The following is a 16,236-nucleotide window of genomic DNA, read 5'->3' on the forward strand; positions in this document are numbered from 1 at the left end:
CGAGGTGCGCGCCGGTGCAGCGTCAGGCATAGGCTCTCAGTCATGCGATTCGGACTCTTCATCCCGCAGGGCTGGCGGATGTCACTGACGGACGTCCCGCCGGAGCAGCACTGGGAGACGATGCTGTCTCTCCTCCACTACGCCGACAACGCCGCCGCCGGCGAGGCCGTCCCGGGCGGCGAGTTCGCCTGGGAGTCGGTGTGGGTCTACGACCACTTCCACACCGTGCCCGTGCCCAGCACCGAGGCCACCCACGAGGCCTGGTCCCTGATGGCCGCCTTCGCGGCAGCCTCCCAGCGGGTCCGCCTGGGCCAGATGTGCACGTGCATGGCCTACCGCGAACCGACCTACCTCGCCAAGGTCGCCTCGACCGTGGACACGATCTCCGGCGGCCGCGTCGAGATGGGGATCGGCGCCGGATGGTACGAGCACGAGTGGCGGGCGTACGGCTACGGCTTCCCGCGCGCGGGCGAGCGGCTGCGGGCCCTGGACGAGGGCGTGCAGATCATGGCGAACATGTGGCGCACGGGGTCCTCGGGACGTTTCGACGGCGAGCGCTACCAGGTGGACGGCGCGCTGTGCTACCCGCAGCCGCTGCAGCAGCTCCCGGTCGGTGACGGCGGCGCGAAGGTGCCCAGCATCCCGCTGTGGATCGCCGGCGGCGGGGAGAAGAAGACGCTGCGCATCGCGGCGCAGCACGCCCAGTACACGAACTTCTCGGGCGATCCGGAGGGCTTCGACCACAAGTCGCGGATCCTCGAGCAGCACTGCGCCGACGTGGGCACGGACTTCGGGGCGATCACCCGGTCGGCCAACTACAACGTGGTGATCGGCGAGAACCAGGCCGAGATCGACGACAAGCTCGCCTGGGTGGAGTCCCACTTCTCGCGCCACGCGCCGGGCGAGCCGGGCGAACGCGAGATCGCGAACTGGCGCAACGGCCCGCTGGTAGGCACCCCTGAGCAGATCGTGGAGACCCTCCGCAACCTGGAGGAGCGGGGCATGACGTACGCGATCACCTACTTCGCGAACGCCGTCGGCGACCGCGAGCAGATCGAGCTGTTCCAGCGGCAGGTCATCCCCGAGCTCCAGGGCTGACGACCCGCGCTCCCGTCCGGGCCCGGCCCTCGAGACCACCCCCCGCGCTGCGCCGAGATACCGGTGCGTCGCTCAGATACCGGTGCGTCGCCGTCGTCGACGTCGACCGTCCGGTATCTCGGCGACGGAGCGGTATCTCGGCGCGCGTCAGGGGCGGCTGCCCGGGCCGGGCACCACGAAGGTGACCGTCCGCACGGGGTTGTCGAACTCGGTGGTGCGCAGGGAGACCTGGACCGTCCACTCCCCGGCGGTCGGCAGCACCACGTCCCCGGCGTAGACGCCGGGGCCCAGCGACCTCACGGGGACCTCGCCGAGGTCGACGCCCTCCGACCGGAGGCTCAGTCGTGGCGCGTCGTACCCCTCCACCGGCTCGCCGGCGGCGTCGGTCATCGCGACGGAGACCGTCGCCGGCCCGATGGCCACCGGGTCCAGACCGACCTCTGCCCGGACGTCGTCCAGCAGGACCTGCTCCGAAGCGCCCTGCGACGACACCGCCCCGGCCGTGAGGTCGCCGCTCGGCTCCGGGCTGCGGTCGACCAGGAAGCCCGTGACCAGCAGGACCGCGACCAGGACGCCCGCCTCGGCGCGCGTGGCGCGGATCAGGAGGGTCGACGGCGCACGCCGGTCGCGCCGTCGGGTGGCGGCACGCAGGCGCGGCACCAGGACAAGGCGGTTCCAGGTGGCGACGGCGATCGCCACGAGTGCGGCGAGGACCTTGACCAGGAGGATCGGACCGTAGCCGGTCCCCAGGAGCGCCTCCCAGGTCTCGGCCACGCGCCAGGCCAGGAACGTTCCTGCGACGACCAGCACGGCCAGCGCTGCGGCGGCCCACGTCGAGAAGCGGGCGAGCACGACGGCGCCCGTGTCGTCACGGGTCAGGTCGCCGAGGACGAGGGCGAGCGCGACCACGCCGCCCAGCCACAGGGCTCCCGCCCCGACGTGGAGCACGTCCACGAGGATCACCAGCGCCTCGGGCGTGGCGGCTCGCGTGTGGCCGGTGAACGCCGGCGCGACGACGGCGGTGCCGGCGCCGACGAGGACCCCGACGACGTGCTTCCTGTCGGGCGCCCCTCCCCGCGGGAGCGACCGCACCGCGAGGATGAGCCCGGCAACCACCACGGCCGGCACGAAGTACTCCGACGGCGCGAGGACCGTCCAGGTGGACGGCTCGGCGAGTGCCGACAGCGGCGCGCCGAGCTGGTACAGCGCGATCAGCGGGACGGCCGCAAGCCAGCCGACCGCCGCGACCGCCGCCGCGACGGGGACCACGGGACGGAGCCGGGAGCGCGCACCGTCGCCGCGGCGGTCACGCGGAAGGAAGAGGACCGCGAAGGTTGCCGTGCCGGCGGCCACGAGGAGGCCCAGGTATCCGACCCCGCGGACCAGGCTGAGCACGACGGGAGCCGAGTCGTCGACCTCCGCACCCGCGCTCGGGACCGTCACCACGTCGCTGGGGGCACCCACGGAGAAGGTCAAGGAACCGCCGATCGGGTGTCCGTCCTCCGAGACGAGCCGCCAGAGCACCACGAGCGTGCCGTCGGAGACCTCCTCGTCGATGTCGACGAAGAGCTGCGACGCGCTCACCGAGGCCGACGACGCCACCTCCGTCCCGGTCGCGTCGAACACCTTGATCCCGGCCGGGACGCCGATCACCGACTCGTCGAAGGTGAACGTGACCCGCTCGGGAGCGACGTCGAGCACCGCTCCCTCGACCGGGTCGGTGCTCAGGAGCGTGGCGTGGGCGACGGAGCTGCCGGCCGGTCCCAGGACGAGTGCGCCGACGACGGCCAGCAGGAGGCACCAGAGTCCTGCTCGCCGTCCCGCGCGCCGAGGGTTCACCGGTGTCCGCGGCGTCGGATCATGACCGCGACGATCGCCAGGGCGCCGACGACGGCGGCGCCGGTCGCGCCGTAGACCATCAGCGGGTTGCTCGGGTCGTCGGTCGCGGCGGTGGCGTCGGCGCCGCCGGCCGCGGCGGGCGTCTCGGTCTGGGGGCTCACAGTCTCGGCGTGCTCGGACTCGGCGTGCTCGTTGTGGTCGTGCTCGGCATCGGCCGGGTCGCCGTCGGCAGCGGTCACGACGACGACCGGCGCGGGCTTGTCGAGCGAGTCGTGGTCCTGACCGGGCTCGGCGACCTCGGTCCACGCCACCTCGCCCTGCTCGCACTCCTGGACGACCGGGAACACGAGCGTCGCGCCCTCCTCGTCGGGGAGTCGCACGGTGAACTCGACCTCGGCCGTCACGGCGTCGGGTAGGGGTTCGTCCGTGGCGTAGGTGAGGCTCTCGCCCGTCTGCTCCACCGTCCACCGCTGCGTGCCGGCCGCGTCGACGTCCGTCACGCCGTCGGGGATGCGGATGGTGATCGCTGTCGTTGCCGACCCGTCGCAACCGTGCGGGATCTGGACACGGAGGACGGCCGTCTCGCCCGCGCCGGAGGTCGACGGCGTGACGGTCACGTGGGCCAGCGCGGACGTCGGTAGCGCGGCCACGAGGCCTGCGGCGGCAAGGGCGGACAGTGCGGCGCGGCGCGGCAGTGCGGCGCGGTGGTCGCTGGTGCTGCGGTGCATCGGAGACTCCTGACTTCGACGTCGTGGCGCCCACACCATCAGGCGGCGCCCCGCTTGTCAAGAGTGTGAACTTGGATCGAAATGATGGACGCAACGCTCCCCTACGCGTACGGTGGTTCATGTCACTGAATCAAGGTCGCTTCCGTGAACCTGGGAAGCGGTCGCCACGAGAGGACAACATGCCCAACATCACCGTCGAGCTGCTGCGAGGCCGCACCCTCGAACAGCGCCGTGACTTCGCCCGGGCCGTCGCCGACCATGCCGTGGAGATCCTGGGCGCCCGCCGCCAGGACGTCCGGATGGTCTTCAGCGAGATCACCCCCGACATCGTCGCCAACGGCGGCGTGCTCGCCAGCGAGGACGACAGCCGCGCCGGCGTGGTCGCGTCGCTGGCCGACGACTGAGAGACGACCGACCGCGACGCCGCGTGGGCCCGGAGGAAAGCTCCTCCGGGCCCACGCGGCGTCCTGGCTAGACGCGTACCGTCACCCTGACCTGTGCGGGCAGCGCGAGGTCGCTGCCGGAGTACGACGCCGTCAGGTTCAGCTCGCGCCCCGTCGATCGCGGAACCTCGAAGACGGCATGCCCGTCGTCGACCGTGCCGACGTACGTCCCGCCGCCCTCGACGGCGATCCGCACCTCCCCGGTCACCGGTACGTCGTGCGCCGCGGTGAGGAGCACGTCGACCACCGCCTGCTTCTTCGGCGCCTTCGTCGCCGAGATCTCGAGGGTGGGCACCACCTTCTCCACCTCGACCCTGACCGTCGAACGGGAGGGCTGGTGGTCGGCGTCGCCCCTGTATCGCAGGACGAGCTCGTGGGACCCTGGCGGCAGCGCACCGACCGGGAGGACCAGGGTCCCCCGACCGTCCGCAACCCTGGCCCTGGCGAGCGTGCTGCCGTCGTGCTTCAGCTTGACGATGCCGGTGGCCGTGTCGGGCGACACCGCCACCGAGACCGTGCCCGCCGTGCCGTAGGTGATCGGCAGGGCCACCCCGGCCACCGCGGTGACCGCCGGCGACTTCACCGTGATGGTCACCGTGGCCGGCTGGGACCGGGCCTCCCCGTCGTCGGCCCGGTAGGCGAACTCGTCCTTGCCGGAGAACCCGTCGTCGGCCACGTAGGTGAAGGAACCGTCCGCCTCCAGCGTGACCTCACCGTTGGCCGGCTGCGTCACGCCCGTCGCGGTGAGGACGTTGCCGTCCTCGTCGCTGTCGTTCGCCAGGACCCCGGGTGCCGGGATCGTCAGCGGTTCGCCACCCACCGCGGCATAGGCGTCGTCGCCGGCGACCGGCGGCGTGTTGACCGGAGGCTGGTCGGCCTCCTCCACGGTGATCGTCACCGTGGTCGCCTCCGACGTCGCGACGCCGTCCGACGCCCGGTAGGTGAACGTGTCGATCCCCGCGAACCCGCTCTCGGGCGTGTACGTGAAGGATCCGTCCGCCTCCAGGGCGACCTGTCCGTGCGCCGGCTGGACCAGCCCGGTCGCCGTCAGGTCGTCGCCGTCCGCATCGGTGTCGTTGCCGAGGAGCCCCGGCGCCTCCACCGTCAACGGCTCGTCCTCCACGGCCCCGTAGGCGTCGGCAGCGCCGACCGGGGCCTCGTTGACGGCCGGCCCGTCGAAGAGCTCGCCCACCTGCTCGGCGGTCAGCTCGTAGCCGAACATCCGGAACTCGTCGACCTGACCGTTCCAGCGACCGTCCGGCCAGCTGGTGCCGCCGATGAGGTTCGTCGTCGTCCGGCCCCCGACACCGACGTCCCCGATGTCCAGGGTGAAGTCGTCCCTCGTGGCCTGGAGCTCGCCGTCGAAGTAGATCCTCCCCACCGAGCCGCTCTGCGTGAAGACGACGTGCGTCCACTCGTCGAGCGGCAGGTCGTTGCCCTGACCCAGCACCAGGCGTTCCTGCGCGCTGCCCGGGGTGCCGGGCGCCTTGAACGTCGCGGCGAAGCCGGTGGCGCCGTTCGTCTGGGTGTTGGACTGCAGCAGGAAGAACGTGTCCGTGCTGCTGCCGATCTGCACGAGCGGCACCCACGTGGGCAGCGCCTCGGGCCTGGCCCACACCGAGATGCTGAACTGGTCGTCGAGACCCGCCTCGATGTCGTCCGGCAGCTCGACCTGGTTGCCCGTCCCGGCGGCTCCGCCCGGGAGGTCGAGCGCCGCGCCGAAACGACCGTCCGCCGTCCAGCCGGCCGCGCCCGAGAGCGTGGCCGCCCCGACCGAGCCGTCGAGCCCGGTGTTGGCCGCGGTCGGCCCCTCACCCTCGTCGAAGGCGTAGTGGATCGGCGTGCCCTCGCCGGGCGGCGGCCGCTCGACCGTGTGCTCCACGGTCTGCGCGGAGTCCCGCCACCCGTCGTCGGCCAGGAACCGGACCTCCACCTCGTGGTCGCCCGGCGAGAGCGCCACGTCGGTGAACCGCACCGCACCGTCGGCCACGTCCACCTGCCCGCCGATGCGGGACCCGTCGACCCAGAGCTCGGCGACGCCCGTCGGCGCCCCGTCGGCCGTATCGACGACCTCGGCAGCGACCGCGACCGGCTCGCCGAACGGAGACGGCGACGAGGGCTCGACCGTGACGGTGGTGGTCGTCGCGAGCTCGGTCCCCGCGGCGTGCAGGGCCGCGACGTCGACATCGGTGAGCGTCGAGGTGTAGACGCGCACGTCGTCCATCAGACCGTCGTACGCCGGGTCCGGGAAACCGTTGCGTCCCAGCCAGTTGTTCGACGTCGGCCCGACGTCGGTCATGTCGATCGTCAGGTCGTCGCGCGACGCGACGGGCTCACCGTTCAGGTACAGCGTGCCGGTCGCACCCTGCCGCGTGAACGCGACGTGGTTCCACTCGTCGGCCACCACGTCCCGGGTCGGCGTGGCGTAGACGCGTTCCTGGGCGGGATCGCCCTTCGCCTTGAAGGTCGCGGCCAGGCCGGTCCCTCCCGGGGCGGCGGCCGTCTGCATCTGGATCTGGAAGAAGCTCCCGTCCCCACCGAGACCGTCACCGATGTGGAACAGGCCGATCCAGTCCGACTTCGCGTCGGGCCGCACCCAGAACGAGGTGGTGAAGTCCTCCTCACCCTGGAGCAGGTCGTCCGGCAGGTCCACGGCGTTGGCGTTCGAGCCGCCACCGAGGTCGACGGCGCCCCCGAGGACACCGTTCTCACCCCAGCCGGTCTCCCCCGTGAGCGTCGCGGCCCCGACGGACGGGTCCGTCCCGGAGTTCACGGCGGTGTCCCCGGAGCCCTCGTCGAACGCGTAGCGCACCGGCGGGTCCGACGGGCCCGGGTCGGAGCCCACGACCACGAGGTCGTCGATCATGACGCCGGCACCCGAGTCCCCGGCGGCGACGGTCAGGTCCTGCGACCTGGCGTCCGCCACGAAGGTCCCCACGTACGTGCCGAACTCGTCCTGCGACGAGAGGTCCGCTCCGGCGCTCAGCGTCGTGGACAGGTCCCCGACCGAGAGGTCGGCCGTCCCCGGTGCGTCACCGCCGGACCGGCTGTCCCGGGCGTACCGCAGGGAGAGGCGGTACTCACGGCCCGGGTCGAGACCTTCGATCGTGCGGGTCATGCTGCCGTCGGTGCCCACGCCCAGGTGGTAGCCGGTCCGGCCCAGGCCACCCTGGCTCGGGGCGGCCGCGCGGACCAGCTGGACCTCGCTGTCGACCTCCCAGGGGGACATCCGGCCGTTGCCGGGCTCGACGTCCACGACGGCCGGCGGGTTGGCGGAACGCCACTCGGCAGGCAGGCGCGGGTACTCGAGCTGGTCGACCAGCTCCGGGGCGCGGGTATCCATCTCGACCGTCGGGTCGATCTGGACGATGTCGGCCACGGACGGAGTGCCGTCCGCGTCGAAGACGAACAGCATGTACGCACCGGGGGGCGCGTAGGTGCCGTCGACCGGCGTCTCGATGGTGAGCGTGCTCCCGTCCTGGGCGAACGCCAGGTCCTGGAAGTTCTGGTCGTTGTTGAACCCGTGCGTCACCGACCCGTTGCGGACCAGCGTCACGCGGGAGACGTCGCCGTCGGACTGCACCTCGAACGTGCCGTCGTATCCGACCTCCGCCGGGACGTCGGAGATCTCCGGACGCTCGGCCGGTTCGTCCCCGTCGAAGAGGTATGCCGGGGAGTAGAACTCGACGTCGGTGTAGTTGCGCGGGCCGGGCGTGCCGCCACCGCCCACCATCAGGCGACCGTCAGGCAGGAGCAGCGCCGTCGAATGGTAGAGCCGGGCGTGCTGGTAGGGCACGTCGACGGTCGTCCACTCACCGCTGTCCGGGTTCCAGATCTCGGCAGCGGTGACGTAGCCGCCGTTGCCGTTGTTGTCGCGCGACCCACCGGTCACGATCACGTTGCCGTCGGGCAGCACCGTGGAGGTGGCCCAGTGCCGCGAGTACTGCATCGGCTCGGTGGCCTCGACCACCGGTTCGTCGGTGCCGCCGGTGATGTCGATGGTCAGGCCGGCACGGGCGCCGGCCGGGCCGCCGCCGTTGGCCCACCAGCCGCCGCCGACCTGCAGGATCTTGCCGGGGCGGTACATGGTCGCGGTGGAGGTGGCGCCGACCGGGTTGCCGAGCTCGCCCTGGTTCGCGAGGTCCTCGGGCAGCCTGCCCCGGAGGATCACCTCACCGTCGCCCGAGGGGTCGAGCTCGTACATCTGCGTGCCGGTGATGTTGAAGACGTTGCCGTTGCCCGGTGCCACGAAGGCGCGCGGGTACCACCAGCGGTTCTCGTCCGGACCGGTGCCGTCGCCGCCGTCGCCGTACGCGGCCCTGCTCGTCGCGCCGTCGAGCAGCTTCCACGAGCTGCCCTCGTCCGGGGTGTAGATCTCCGGGGTCAGGACCCCCGGACCACCGGGGCCACCTTCCAGGCTGCCGCCCTGCACGACGACGGAGCCGTCCGGGAGCGTGGTGCCCGTGGGGTACCAGCGGGGGTAGTTCATCGGGGCCTCGTCGTGCAGGCCCGTGCTGGTCGAGTAGCTGGTGACGCCGAGCGCCGCGTCGTTGGGCGCGTTGCCGCCCAGTCCGTCGTCACCACCGACGGTGAACGTGGACCGGCGGTGCGGCATCTGCACCTGCATCGAGCAGAACAGGTCCGTGTACGTCGTGTTCGGGATGACGCCCGACGTGACGTTCTCCGCGGTGCGGTCCTCGGAGGGGTCCCAGACGTCGACCTCCATCTGGCCGCCCTGCGTGACGCAGGAGTTCCCGCTGAAGTCGTACGGCGTGGTGTCCGTGCAGCCCGAGGACACGCTGCCGAAGGACTGGACGTGACCGTCCGCCGTCAGCGAGGCGTTGATCGGGACCAGAGGCCACGGGGTGATGTCGCTCCACGACCCCTGCTCCGCCTTGCTCGGCGGTGAGCAGTCGGCCTCGAGGAGCCCGGCAGCATACGCGAGCCCCTTCTCCATCTGCGCGAGCATCGGGGCCTCGGAGTAGGCCGTGCCCTCGTGCCCCATCCCGGTGTACCAGGAGCGACCTCCGTCGATCTCCTGGCACCACGTGACCGGGTGGCTGGTGCCGTGGTTGCCCATGCCGTACGAGGTCTCGTCGACCTCGAGCAGCACCCGGACGTCCTGGGCGGGGTTGACCAGCCAGTCGTACCACTCGTCGCTGCGCGTGAACTCGGCCGGGACGCCCTGCGTCAGCGGGTGCCCGGTGTCCTTGACGGACACGTCGCCGGCGCGCACCGCCGGGTTCTCGGGGTGCCCCTCGGACACCGCGCCGACGAGCCGGGCGTAGAACGGGTTGACGTCGTGCTCGCTCTGCCCGACCGACCATCCGGCGTAGTGCAGGCCCATGTACCCGCCGCCGCCGCGGATGTAGTCCTCCAGCGCGGCTCGCTGCGCGACGTCGAACAGCACGCCGCCCGTCTGGGCGAAGACGACCGCGTCCTTCGTCGCCAGGTTCTCGGTGGTGAAGGCGGCCGGGTCGTCGGTCTCCTCGATGTCGACCGGCTGGTCGTACTCGGTCCCCAGCTGCGTGGCGAGGTCTCGCACGGCCTCGCGGGCCTGGACGTTCGAGGCGTGGAAGTTGGGCTTGTAGAACAGCAGGACCTGCAGCTCGCCGTCGTCGACGGAGCCGGGTGCTGCCGCGGCGGGGCCGGCGGCGAGGCCGCCGGCCAGGGGTGCGGCCACCGACACGGCGGCCGCCATGGCCACCAGGCGCGCGGGCGCCCGGAGCCTCCGGCGCGCACGGCGCGGCCGGTCCGATCTGCGGAACAGGTTCATCGTCGAATCCCTTTCGCAACTGTTGTCGGGCACGACGGCGGACCGGGCGACCGGTCCCGGATCGGGGACCGGCCGTCCAGGCCGTGTCGGGTACTGCTGCGGCTCCTCCGCCCGCGTCGGTGCGGGCGGAGCAGGCTCACCGGAGCTCGGCGATCACCGTCTTGAGCTCCGTGTAGTCGTCGAGGCCGAAGGAGCCGAGCTCGCGGCCCCAGCCGGACTGCTTGTATCCGCCCCGCGGGAGCGTGACGTCGTCCGCATGCCAGGTGTTGAGCCAGACGGTGCCGGCCCGGAGGCGGCCGCCGACCCGGTGCGCGGTGCCGAGATCCTTCGACCACACACCGGCCGCCAGGCCGTACACGGTGTTGTTCGCCGCGGCGACGACCTCGTCCTCGGTGTCGAACGGGATCGCGGTGATCACCGGACCGAAGATCTCGTCGGTCTGGACCGCCATCTGCTCGGTGACGTCGGTGATGAGCGTCGGGGAGAAGAAGTAGCCGCGGTCGGCCGCCGCGTCGGGGCTGCCGGCGCTGAGGGTGGCGCCGTCCGCCACCGCGCCGCGGACGTAGCCCATGACCTTCTCGTGCTGCTCGGCCGAGACCAGCGGCCCCATGGTGGTGGCCGGGTCGAACGCGTCACCGACCGTGATCGCCCGAGCCGCCGCCGCGACGCCCTCGACGACCTCGTCGAAGACGCTGCGCTGGACGTAGAGGCGCGAGCCGTTGACGCAGCACTGGCCTTCGTTGAAGTAGCCGGCGAGCGCCGCACCGGCGATCGCGGCGTCCAGGTCGGCGTCGGCGAAGACGATGTTGGGCGCCTTGCCGCCGAGCTCGAGCGAGACCTTCTTGAGGCTCGCGGAGGCGCCGGCGGCGATCTTCTTGCCGACCTCCGTGCTGCCGGTGAAGGCGACCTTGTCGACGCCGGCGTGGTCGACGAGCGCCGCGCCGGCGTCGCCGTAGCCGGGAAGGACGTTGACCACACCGGCCGGGACGCCCGCCTCGAGGAGCAGCTCGCCGAGACGCAGCGCCGTCAACGGCGTCTGCTCGGCGGGCTTGAGCACCACGGTGTTGCCCGCGGTGATCGCCGGGACGACCTTGAAGCAGGCCATGGTCAGCGGGAAGTTCCAGGGCACGATCCCGGCCACCACGCCGATCGCCTCGCGGCGCGTGTAGGCGTGGAACTCCTTGCCGGGCACCGACATCGGGATCGAGGTGCCCTCCATCTTGGTGGCCCAACCGGCGAAGTAGCGGAACAGCTCCGCCGCCACACCGACGTCGCCGCGGGCCGAGGCGAGGCTCTTGCCGTTGTCCAGCGACTCGAGCTGCGCGAACTCCTCGGTGCGCTCCTCGATCATGTCGCCGATGCGCCACAGCAGGTGCGAGCGTTCGCGGGGACTCGTCCGTGACCAGGCGGACTTCTCGTCGAAGGCGTGACGTGCCGCGACGACGGCACGGTCGGCGTCGACGGCGGAGGCGCGGGAGACCTCGACGAGGGTCTCCTCGGTCGCCGGGTTCACCGTGGCGAACGTCCGGCCGTCCTTCGCGTCGACCCACTCGCCGTCGATGAGGAGCTGCTTGGACGACGACAGGAACGAGGAGACGGCGGGCAGGAGCAGGGAGCTCTCGGACATGAGGGGCCTTTCCGTGGTGGGGTTCGGGTGCGGTCGGTGAGACACGGTCATTTGATGATGAGCAGCTTGGACCGGTCGAGGGTGAGCGCGACGGCGGCGACGATGATCGCGCCGTAGAGGATCTGCTCGTAGGCCGACGGCACGCCGACGATCGGCAGGCCGACCCGGAGCAGCGTCACGACGAGCGCACCGGCGAGGCTGCGCCAGAGCGAGCCGTGGCCACCGGTGATGGCCGTGCCGCCGACCACGATGGCTGCCACGGCGGGCAGCAGCAGGTTGTCGGCCATCGTCGGGCTGCCGCTGAAGTTGCGTGAGACGAGCATGACGGCGGCGAGGCCTGCGCAGGCGCCGGAGACCGTGAACGCGGCGACCTTCACCCGGTCGACGGGCGCGCTGGCCAGCCGTGCCGCGGACTCGGAGTACCCGGTGGCCCGGATCCAGGAGTCCAGCGGGGTGAAGCGCTGGACGGTCCAGACGACGGCCACGACGAGCAGCGCGACGACGAACGCCATCGGCAGCACGCCCGCGAGGTAGAGCGTGAGCCAGTGGGTGGCCTCCCGGTCCACCACCCGGATCGGGCCGGCGTCGGAGATCACCAGGGCCACGGCGCCGAAGATGCTCATGCCGCCGAGGGTCACGATGAACGACGGGATGCGCAGGAACACGTGGGCGAGACCCTGCAGCGCGCCGATGGCGCCGGTGGCCGCGACGACCGCCAGGAGGGTGAGCCCACCGAGGTCCGGCAGCCACATGGCGAACAGGACGGTGCCGAGCGAGCAGAGCGCGGCGATCGAGAGGTCGATGCCGCCGCACAGGACCACGAGCGTGGCCCCGGCGGCCAGCACGACGAGAGGTGCCGCGGTCCGGACGACGGCGGTCAGGCTGCTCTGGGTGAGGAAGCTCGGGTCGGCGACGGTCAGGGCCGCGAGCAGGACCACGAGCGCGATCACCGGCATGAAGGCCGTGAGGCGCTGCCCGACGGTGGGGCGGGCGACCGTCGCCGCGTCCGGAGCAGGCTTGGTGACGACAGGGGTGGACATGCTCAGACCATCTCCTTGACGAGGTCGAGAGGCGTCGGCTTGTCCCCCACGGGAGCGTCGACCTCGGTGGTCGCCCGACCGTCGTTCATGACGACGATCCGGTCGGACATCCCGATCGCCTCCTCGAGGCTGTCGGCCAGCAGGACGGTCGCGACCCCGCTGCTCGCGAGCTCGCGCATCAGCCGGTACACCTCGGAGCGCGCCCCGATGTCGAGGCCACGGGTGGGGTGGTCGAGCAGCAGCAGCCGGACGTCGCCGGACACCAGCCAGCGCGCCAGGACGACCTTCTGCTGGTTGCCGCCCGACAGCCGTTGGATCGGGGTGCCGCGGTGCGGGGTACGGATCGAGAGCCGCTGGATCCAGGTGTCGACGAGCTTCGCCTGCTTGCGGGGTCGCACCAGGGGGCCGCTGCAGCGCGCCTCCTGCTTGGTGAGGGTCATGTTGTCGGCCACCGACATGGGCCCGACCATGCCCTCGGTCTTGCGTTCCGCCGGGACGTAGCCGACACCGGCTGCGCACGCCGCCCGGGTCCCGGAGAGGTCGAGCTCCTCGCCGTCGAGGGTGACCTCGCCGGCGGTCGTCGGCTCGGCGCCGAACAGCGCCCGGCACACGTCCTCGCGGCCGGAGCCGTGGACCCCGACGATGCCGACGATCTCGCCGGCGTGCACGTCGAGGTCGACGTCGCGGAACGTCCGCCCGCACAGCCCCCGGACCACGAGCCGTGGCTCGCGCGGCTCGGCGGGGGGCTCGACCGCCGCGCCGTGGTAGTGGTCGTCGGACCCGGTCGACCCGATCATCATCCGGTGCAGCTGGTCCGGTGCGGCGTCCGCCGTCGGAAGCTCGCCCACGGACTGCCCGCCCCGCAGCACGGCGACCCGGTCGCAGACGTCCAGCACCTCGTCGAGCCGGTGCGAGACGAAGACGACGGAGGCGAACTCCCGCAACCGCCGCACCTGGGTGAACAGCGCGTCGATCTCCTTCGACTCGAGGACCGAGGTCGGCTCGTCGAGGATGATCACCGGCGGGTGCGACGTGCGCTCCTCGATGCGGAGCACCTTGGCGATCTCGACCATCTGCCGGTCCGCGAAGGTCAGCGTGTCGGTCCGCGCGAGCGGGTCGATGCGGGACCCGATCTTGTCGAGCTGCTCCTGGGCGAGGCGCCGCATCGCGTCCCAGCGGTAGACGCCACGACGCACACCCAGGCCCTCGCTGCCGAGCACGATGTTCTCGGCGACCGTGAGGTTGGGGACGAGCGACTGCTCCTGGAACACCATGCCGATGCCGTGATCGGCCGCGTCGACGACGCTCCGGAGCCGCACCTTCTCCCCCCGCACCCAGATCTCACCGTCATCGGGCCTCACCAGGCCGACGAGGGCCTTGAGCAGCGTGGACTTACCGGCGCCGTTCTCCCCCGCCAGGCCCACCACCTCGTGCTGCCGCACGACGAGGTCGACCCCGTCGAGCGCCTTGACACCCGGGTAGTGCTTCACCAGGCCCCGGACCTCGAGCGCGGTGACGGGCGCCGTCGCCCGCTGCTCCGGCTCGATCTGCATGTTCATGGTCACTTCGTCACCTGATTCCTACGACGCTGCGGGATGACCGCGGCCGCGACGGCCGCCACGACGATGAGCCCCTGGACCCCGCCCTGCCAGTAGGGGCTCACGCCGACCAGGACGAGCCCGTTGGTCAGGACCGTCACGAGCAGGACACCCACCGTGGAGTGGAGGACGCCGCCCCGGCCGCCGGCGAGGAGCGTGCCGCCGACCACGGCCGCCGTGATGGCGGAGAAGTCGTAGCCACGTCCCGCCTGGACGAGACCTGCCCCGAGCTGGCTGGTCACCATCACGCCGCCGAGCCCGTAGAAGGCGCCGGCCATGGTGAAGACGGCCACCTTGTAGGGCTTGACGTTCACGCCGGACAGGGCCAGGACCTCCTCGGCCCCGCCGATGGCGAACGCGTACCGGCCGAGCCGCGTGTAGCGCTGCACCATCCAGCCCACGAGCACGCACGCGACGGCGATCCAGGTGAGCGTCGACAGTCCGAGGAACCGGTCGACGGCCCAGCCGGAGAGCGTCCCGTCGGAGATGTTCGGCTGGACGCCGGCGAACAGCAGGGTCGCCACGCCCAGCCCCACGGCGGAGACGCCGAGGGTGGTCATGAAGGACGGGACCTTCAGCAGCACCAGGGCGAGGCCGCTGAGGCAGCCGAGGCCGGCGGCCACGAGGATCGCGAGCGCGACCCCGAGGAGCCCGAGCTCGTTGTCGTTGCGGTTGTTGGCGACCAGGAGGGCGACCGTGATCGCGGACGCCCCCATGATCCCGGGGGTGGACAGGTCGATCGAGCCCATCATCAGCACGAAGGTGACACCGCAGGTCACGACCGCGAGCACCGCGGCGGCATCCATGATGTTCTGGGCGTTGGACAGGGTGCGGAACCCCGGGCTGAGCGCGGCGAAGATCCCGACGATGACGACCAGGGCGATGAGCGGCCCGGTGTCGCGGAACGACATCCCCCGCCTCGGCTGGGGGCGTCCTTCTCGCACGACCTCGGCGTCGGCGGGGGATGTCGTGGTCACGAGATCGCGCCCTGCGAACGGCTGAAGAGGTTGTCGCAGGCGAAGTCGGACTCGCTGGTCTCCGGTGCGACGAAGTCGCCCACGTTCTCCTGCTCGATGAGGAACTGCTCGGCGTACCAGGCGCGGTCCTCCGCGGCGATGTCCTCCACGGCGAGCTCGCCCGTGGCCACGCAGTAGCCGATGGCCAGACCGATGCCTCCCTGCCAGGGACCGTCGCTGGAGACGGTGGCCGTCATGGTGCCGTCCTCGATCGCCGTCAGGGCGTCGGGCACCGCGTCGATGCCGACCACGGCCACGTCCGTGCGCCCGGCCTGCTCGAGCGCCTCGAGCGCGCCCAGCGCCATGTCGTCGTTGGCCGCCCAGATGCCCTTGACGTCCTCGCCGTGCTTGGTGAGCAGGGTCTTGGTGACGTCGAGGGCCTCCGCCCGGGAGAAGTTGGCGGTCTGGTCGTCGAGCAGCTCGACGTCGGGATTGCCCGCCAGCGACTCCTCCAGGCCGGCGAAACGGTCCTTCGCCGCACCGGTGTCCAGGATGCCCTGCAGGGCGATGATCCCGCCGGAGCCGCCGATGGCCTCGGCCAGCGCGTCACCGATCTGCTTGCCGGAGTCCACGCCGTCGTACGTGATGTGGGAGAGCCAGGAGTCGTAGTCGGTGACCGCGAGGTCGGCCGGCTTGTTCCACTGGGTGACGAGGAAGGCGCCGGCCTCCTCGGCACCCTCGACGATGGGCGGGGTGTCCGAGTCACCGTTGGGCAGGACGTTCATCACCAGACAGTCGGTGTCGCCGGCGAGCAGCTGGCTGATCTGCTCCTGCTGCCGGGTGGAGTCGCCGTCGTAGGTGAGTCGCTCCTGGCTGAGCCCGACCTGTTCGGCGAACGCGTCACCGCCGTCGAGCCAGGAGGCCTCGTACGGGTTGGACTCGTTGCGCACCTGACCGACGAGAGTGACCTCGGACGGGTCGCAGCTCTCGGTCGCTGCACCGGCGTCGCCGGTGTCGTCCCCGGCGGCTTCCTCGGTGCAGGCGGTGAGCGTGGCGGCCGCGAGGGCGACGCCGACGACGGCGGCGGTGCGGCGTGAGGTGAACTTCATTGTCTGTCCTCGTTCTCTGTGA

Annotated in this window: 10 protein-coding genes; 2 read left to right on the top strand and 8 right to left on the bottom strand. The window is 71.7% G+C overall.

The features are described from left to right. The first annotated feature begins 42 nt into the window (after nucleotides 1–42). Complete coding sequence (locus HDG68_RS13080) at nucleotides 43–1,098, top strand: TIGR03560 family F420-dependent LLM class oxidoreductase (RefSeq protein WP_172152788.1); 1,056 nt, start codon at nucleotides 43–45, stop codon at nucleotides 1,096–1,098. Between the two features lie 147 nt (nucleotides 1,099–1,245). Here the strand turns inward: HDG68_RS13080 and HDG68_RS13085 are convergent, their stop codons facing one another. Both HDG68_RS13085 and HDG68_RS13090 read right to left on the bottom strand, forming a co-directional pair. Then, nucleotides 1,246–2,937, bottom strand: a complete 1,692-nt coding sequence (locus HDG68_RS13085) for a CopD family protein (RefSeq protein ID WP_172152790.1) — start codon at nucleotides 2,935–2,937, stop codon at nucleotides 1,246–1,248. Beyond that, nucleotides 2,934–3,665: a YcnI family copper-binding membrane protein gene (locus tag HDG68_RS13090; RefSeq protein WP_172152792.1), complete on the bottom strand. Its 732-nt coding sequence runs from the start codon at nucleotides 3,663–3,665 to the stop codon at nucleotides 2,934–2,936. The genes HDG68_RS13085 and HDG68_RS13090 overlap by 4 nt, the downstream gene beginning before the upstream one ends. 179 nt (nucleotides 3,666–3,844) lie before the next feature. Here HDG68_RS13090 and HDG68_RS13095 point away from each other — a divergent pair, with 179 nt between their 5' ends. After that, entirely contained in the window at nucleotides 3,845–4,069 is a 225-nt protein-coding gene (locus tag HDG68_RS13095) for a tautomerase family protein (RefSeq protein ID WP_172152794.1), read from the top strand. 67 nt (nucleotides 4,070–4,136) lie between these two features. Here HDG68_RS13095 and HDG68_RS13100 read toward each other — a convergent pair whose 3' ends face one another. The 6 genes from HDG68_RS13100 to HDG68_RS13125 form a co-directional block, all read right to left on the bottom strand. After that, complete coding sequence (locus tag HDG68_RS13100) at nucleotides 4,137–9,884, bottom strand: LamG-like jellyroll fold domain-containing protein (protein ID WP_246253904.1); 5,748 nt, start codon at nucleotides 9,882–9,884, stop codon at nucleotides 4,137–4,139. Nucleotides 9,885–10,020: 136 nt separating this feature from the next. Beyond that, nucleotides 10,021–11,511 carry an aldehyde dehydrogenase family protein gene (locus HDG68_RS13105; protein WP_172152796.1) on the bottom strand — a complete coding sequence of 497 codons (1,491 nt, stop codon included), beginning with the start codon at nucleotides 11,509–11,511 and terminating at the stop codon, nucleotides 10,021–10,023. A gap of 47 nt (nucleotides 11,512–11,558) precedes the next feature. Further along, nucleotides 11,559–12,551 carry an ABC transporter permease gene (locus tag HDG68_RS13110; RefSeq protein ID WP_172152798.1) on the bottom strand — a complete coding sequence of 331 codons (993 nt, stop codon included), beginning with the start codon at nucleotides 12,549–12,551 and terminating at the stop codon, nucleotides 11,559–11,561. Between the two features lie 2 nt (nucleotides 12,552–12,553). Then, nucleotides 12,554–14,110, bottom strand: a complete 1,557-nt coding sequence (locus HDG68_RS13115; RefSeq protein ID WP_172152800.1) for a sugar ABC transporter ATP-binding protein — start codon at nucleotides 14,108–14,110, stop codon at nucleotides 12,554–12,556. 2 nt (nucleotides 14,111–14,112) lie between these two features. Further along, a complete protein-coding gene (locus HDG68_RS13120) occupies nucleotides 14,113–15,126 on the bottom strand; it encodes an ABC transporter permease (RefSeq protein WP_343037572.1) in 1,014 nt (337 codons plus the stop codon). Further along, complete coding sequence (locus HDG68_RS13125; RefSeq protein WP_172152802.1) at nucleotides 15,123–16,214, bottom strand: sugar ABC transporter substrate-binding protein; 1,092 nt, start codon at nucleotides 16,212–16,214, stop codon at nucleotides 15,123–15,125. Before HDG68_RS13125 ends, HDG68_RS13120 begins: the two co-directional genes overlap by 4 nt. Nucleotides 16,215–16,236 lie beyond the last annotated feature (22 nt).

The sequence above is a fragment of the Isoptericola chiayiensis genome (assembly GCF_013149805.1).
Lineage (GTDB): Bacteria > Actinomycetota > Actinomycetes > Actinomycetales > Cellulomonadaceae > Isoptericola > Isoptericola chiayiensis.

Bases quoted from the DNA above. Each gene is read 5' to 3' on its own strand.
- HDG68_RS13080 (WP_172152788.1), top strand. From the start codon at position 43: ATGCGATTCGGACTCTTCATCCCGCAGGGCTGGCGGATGTCACTGACG.
- HDG68_RS13090 (WP_172152792.1), bottom strand. From the start codon at position 3,665: ATGCACCGCAGCACCAGCGACCACCGCGCCGCACTGCCGCGCCGCGCC.
- HDG68_RS13095 (WP_172152794.1), top strand. From the start codon at position 3,845: ATGCCCAACATCACCGTCGAGCTGCTGCGAGGCCGCACCCTCGAACAG.
- HDG68_RS13100 (WP_246253904.1), bottom strand. From the start codon at position 9,884: ATGAACCTGTTCCGCAGATCGGACCGGCCGCGCCGTGCGCGCCGGAGG.
- HDG68_RS13105 (WP_172152796.1), bottom strand. From the start codon at position 11,511: ATGTCCGAGAGCTCCCTGCTCCTGCCCGCCGTCTCCTCGTTCCTGTCG.
- HDG68_RS13110 (WP_172152798.1), bottom strand. From the start codon at position 12,551: ATGTCCACCCCTGTCGTCACCAAGCCTGCTCCGGACGCGGCGACGGTC.
- HDG68_RS13115 (WP_172152800.1), bottom strand. From the start codon at position 14,110: ATGAACATGCAGATCGAGCCGGAGCAGCGGGCGACGGCGCCCGTCACC.
- HDG68_RS13125 (WP_172152802.1), bottom strand. From the start codon at position 16,214: ATGAAGTTCACCTCACGCCGCACCGCCGCCGTCGTCGGCGTCGCCCTC.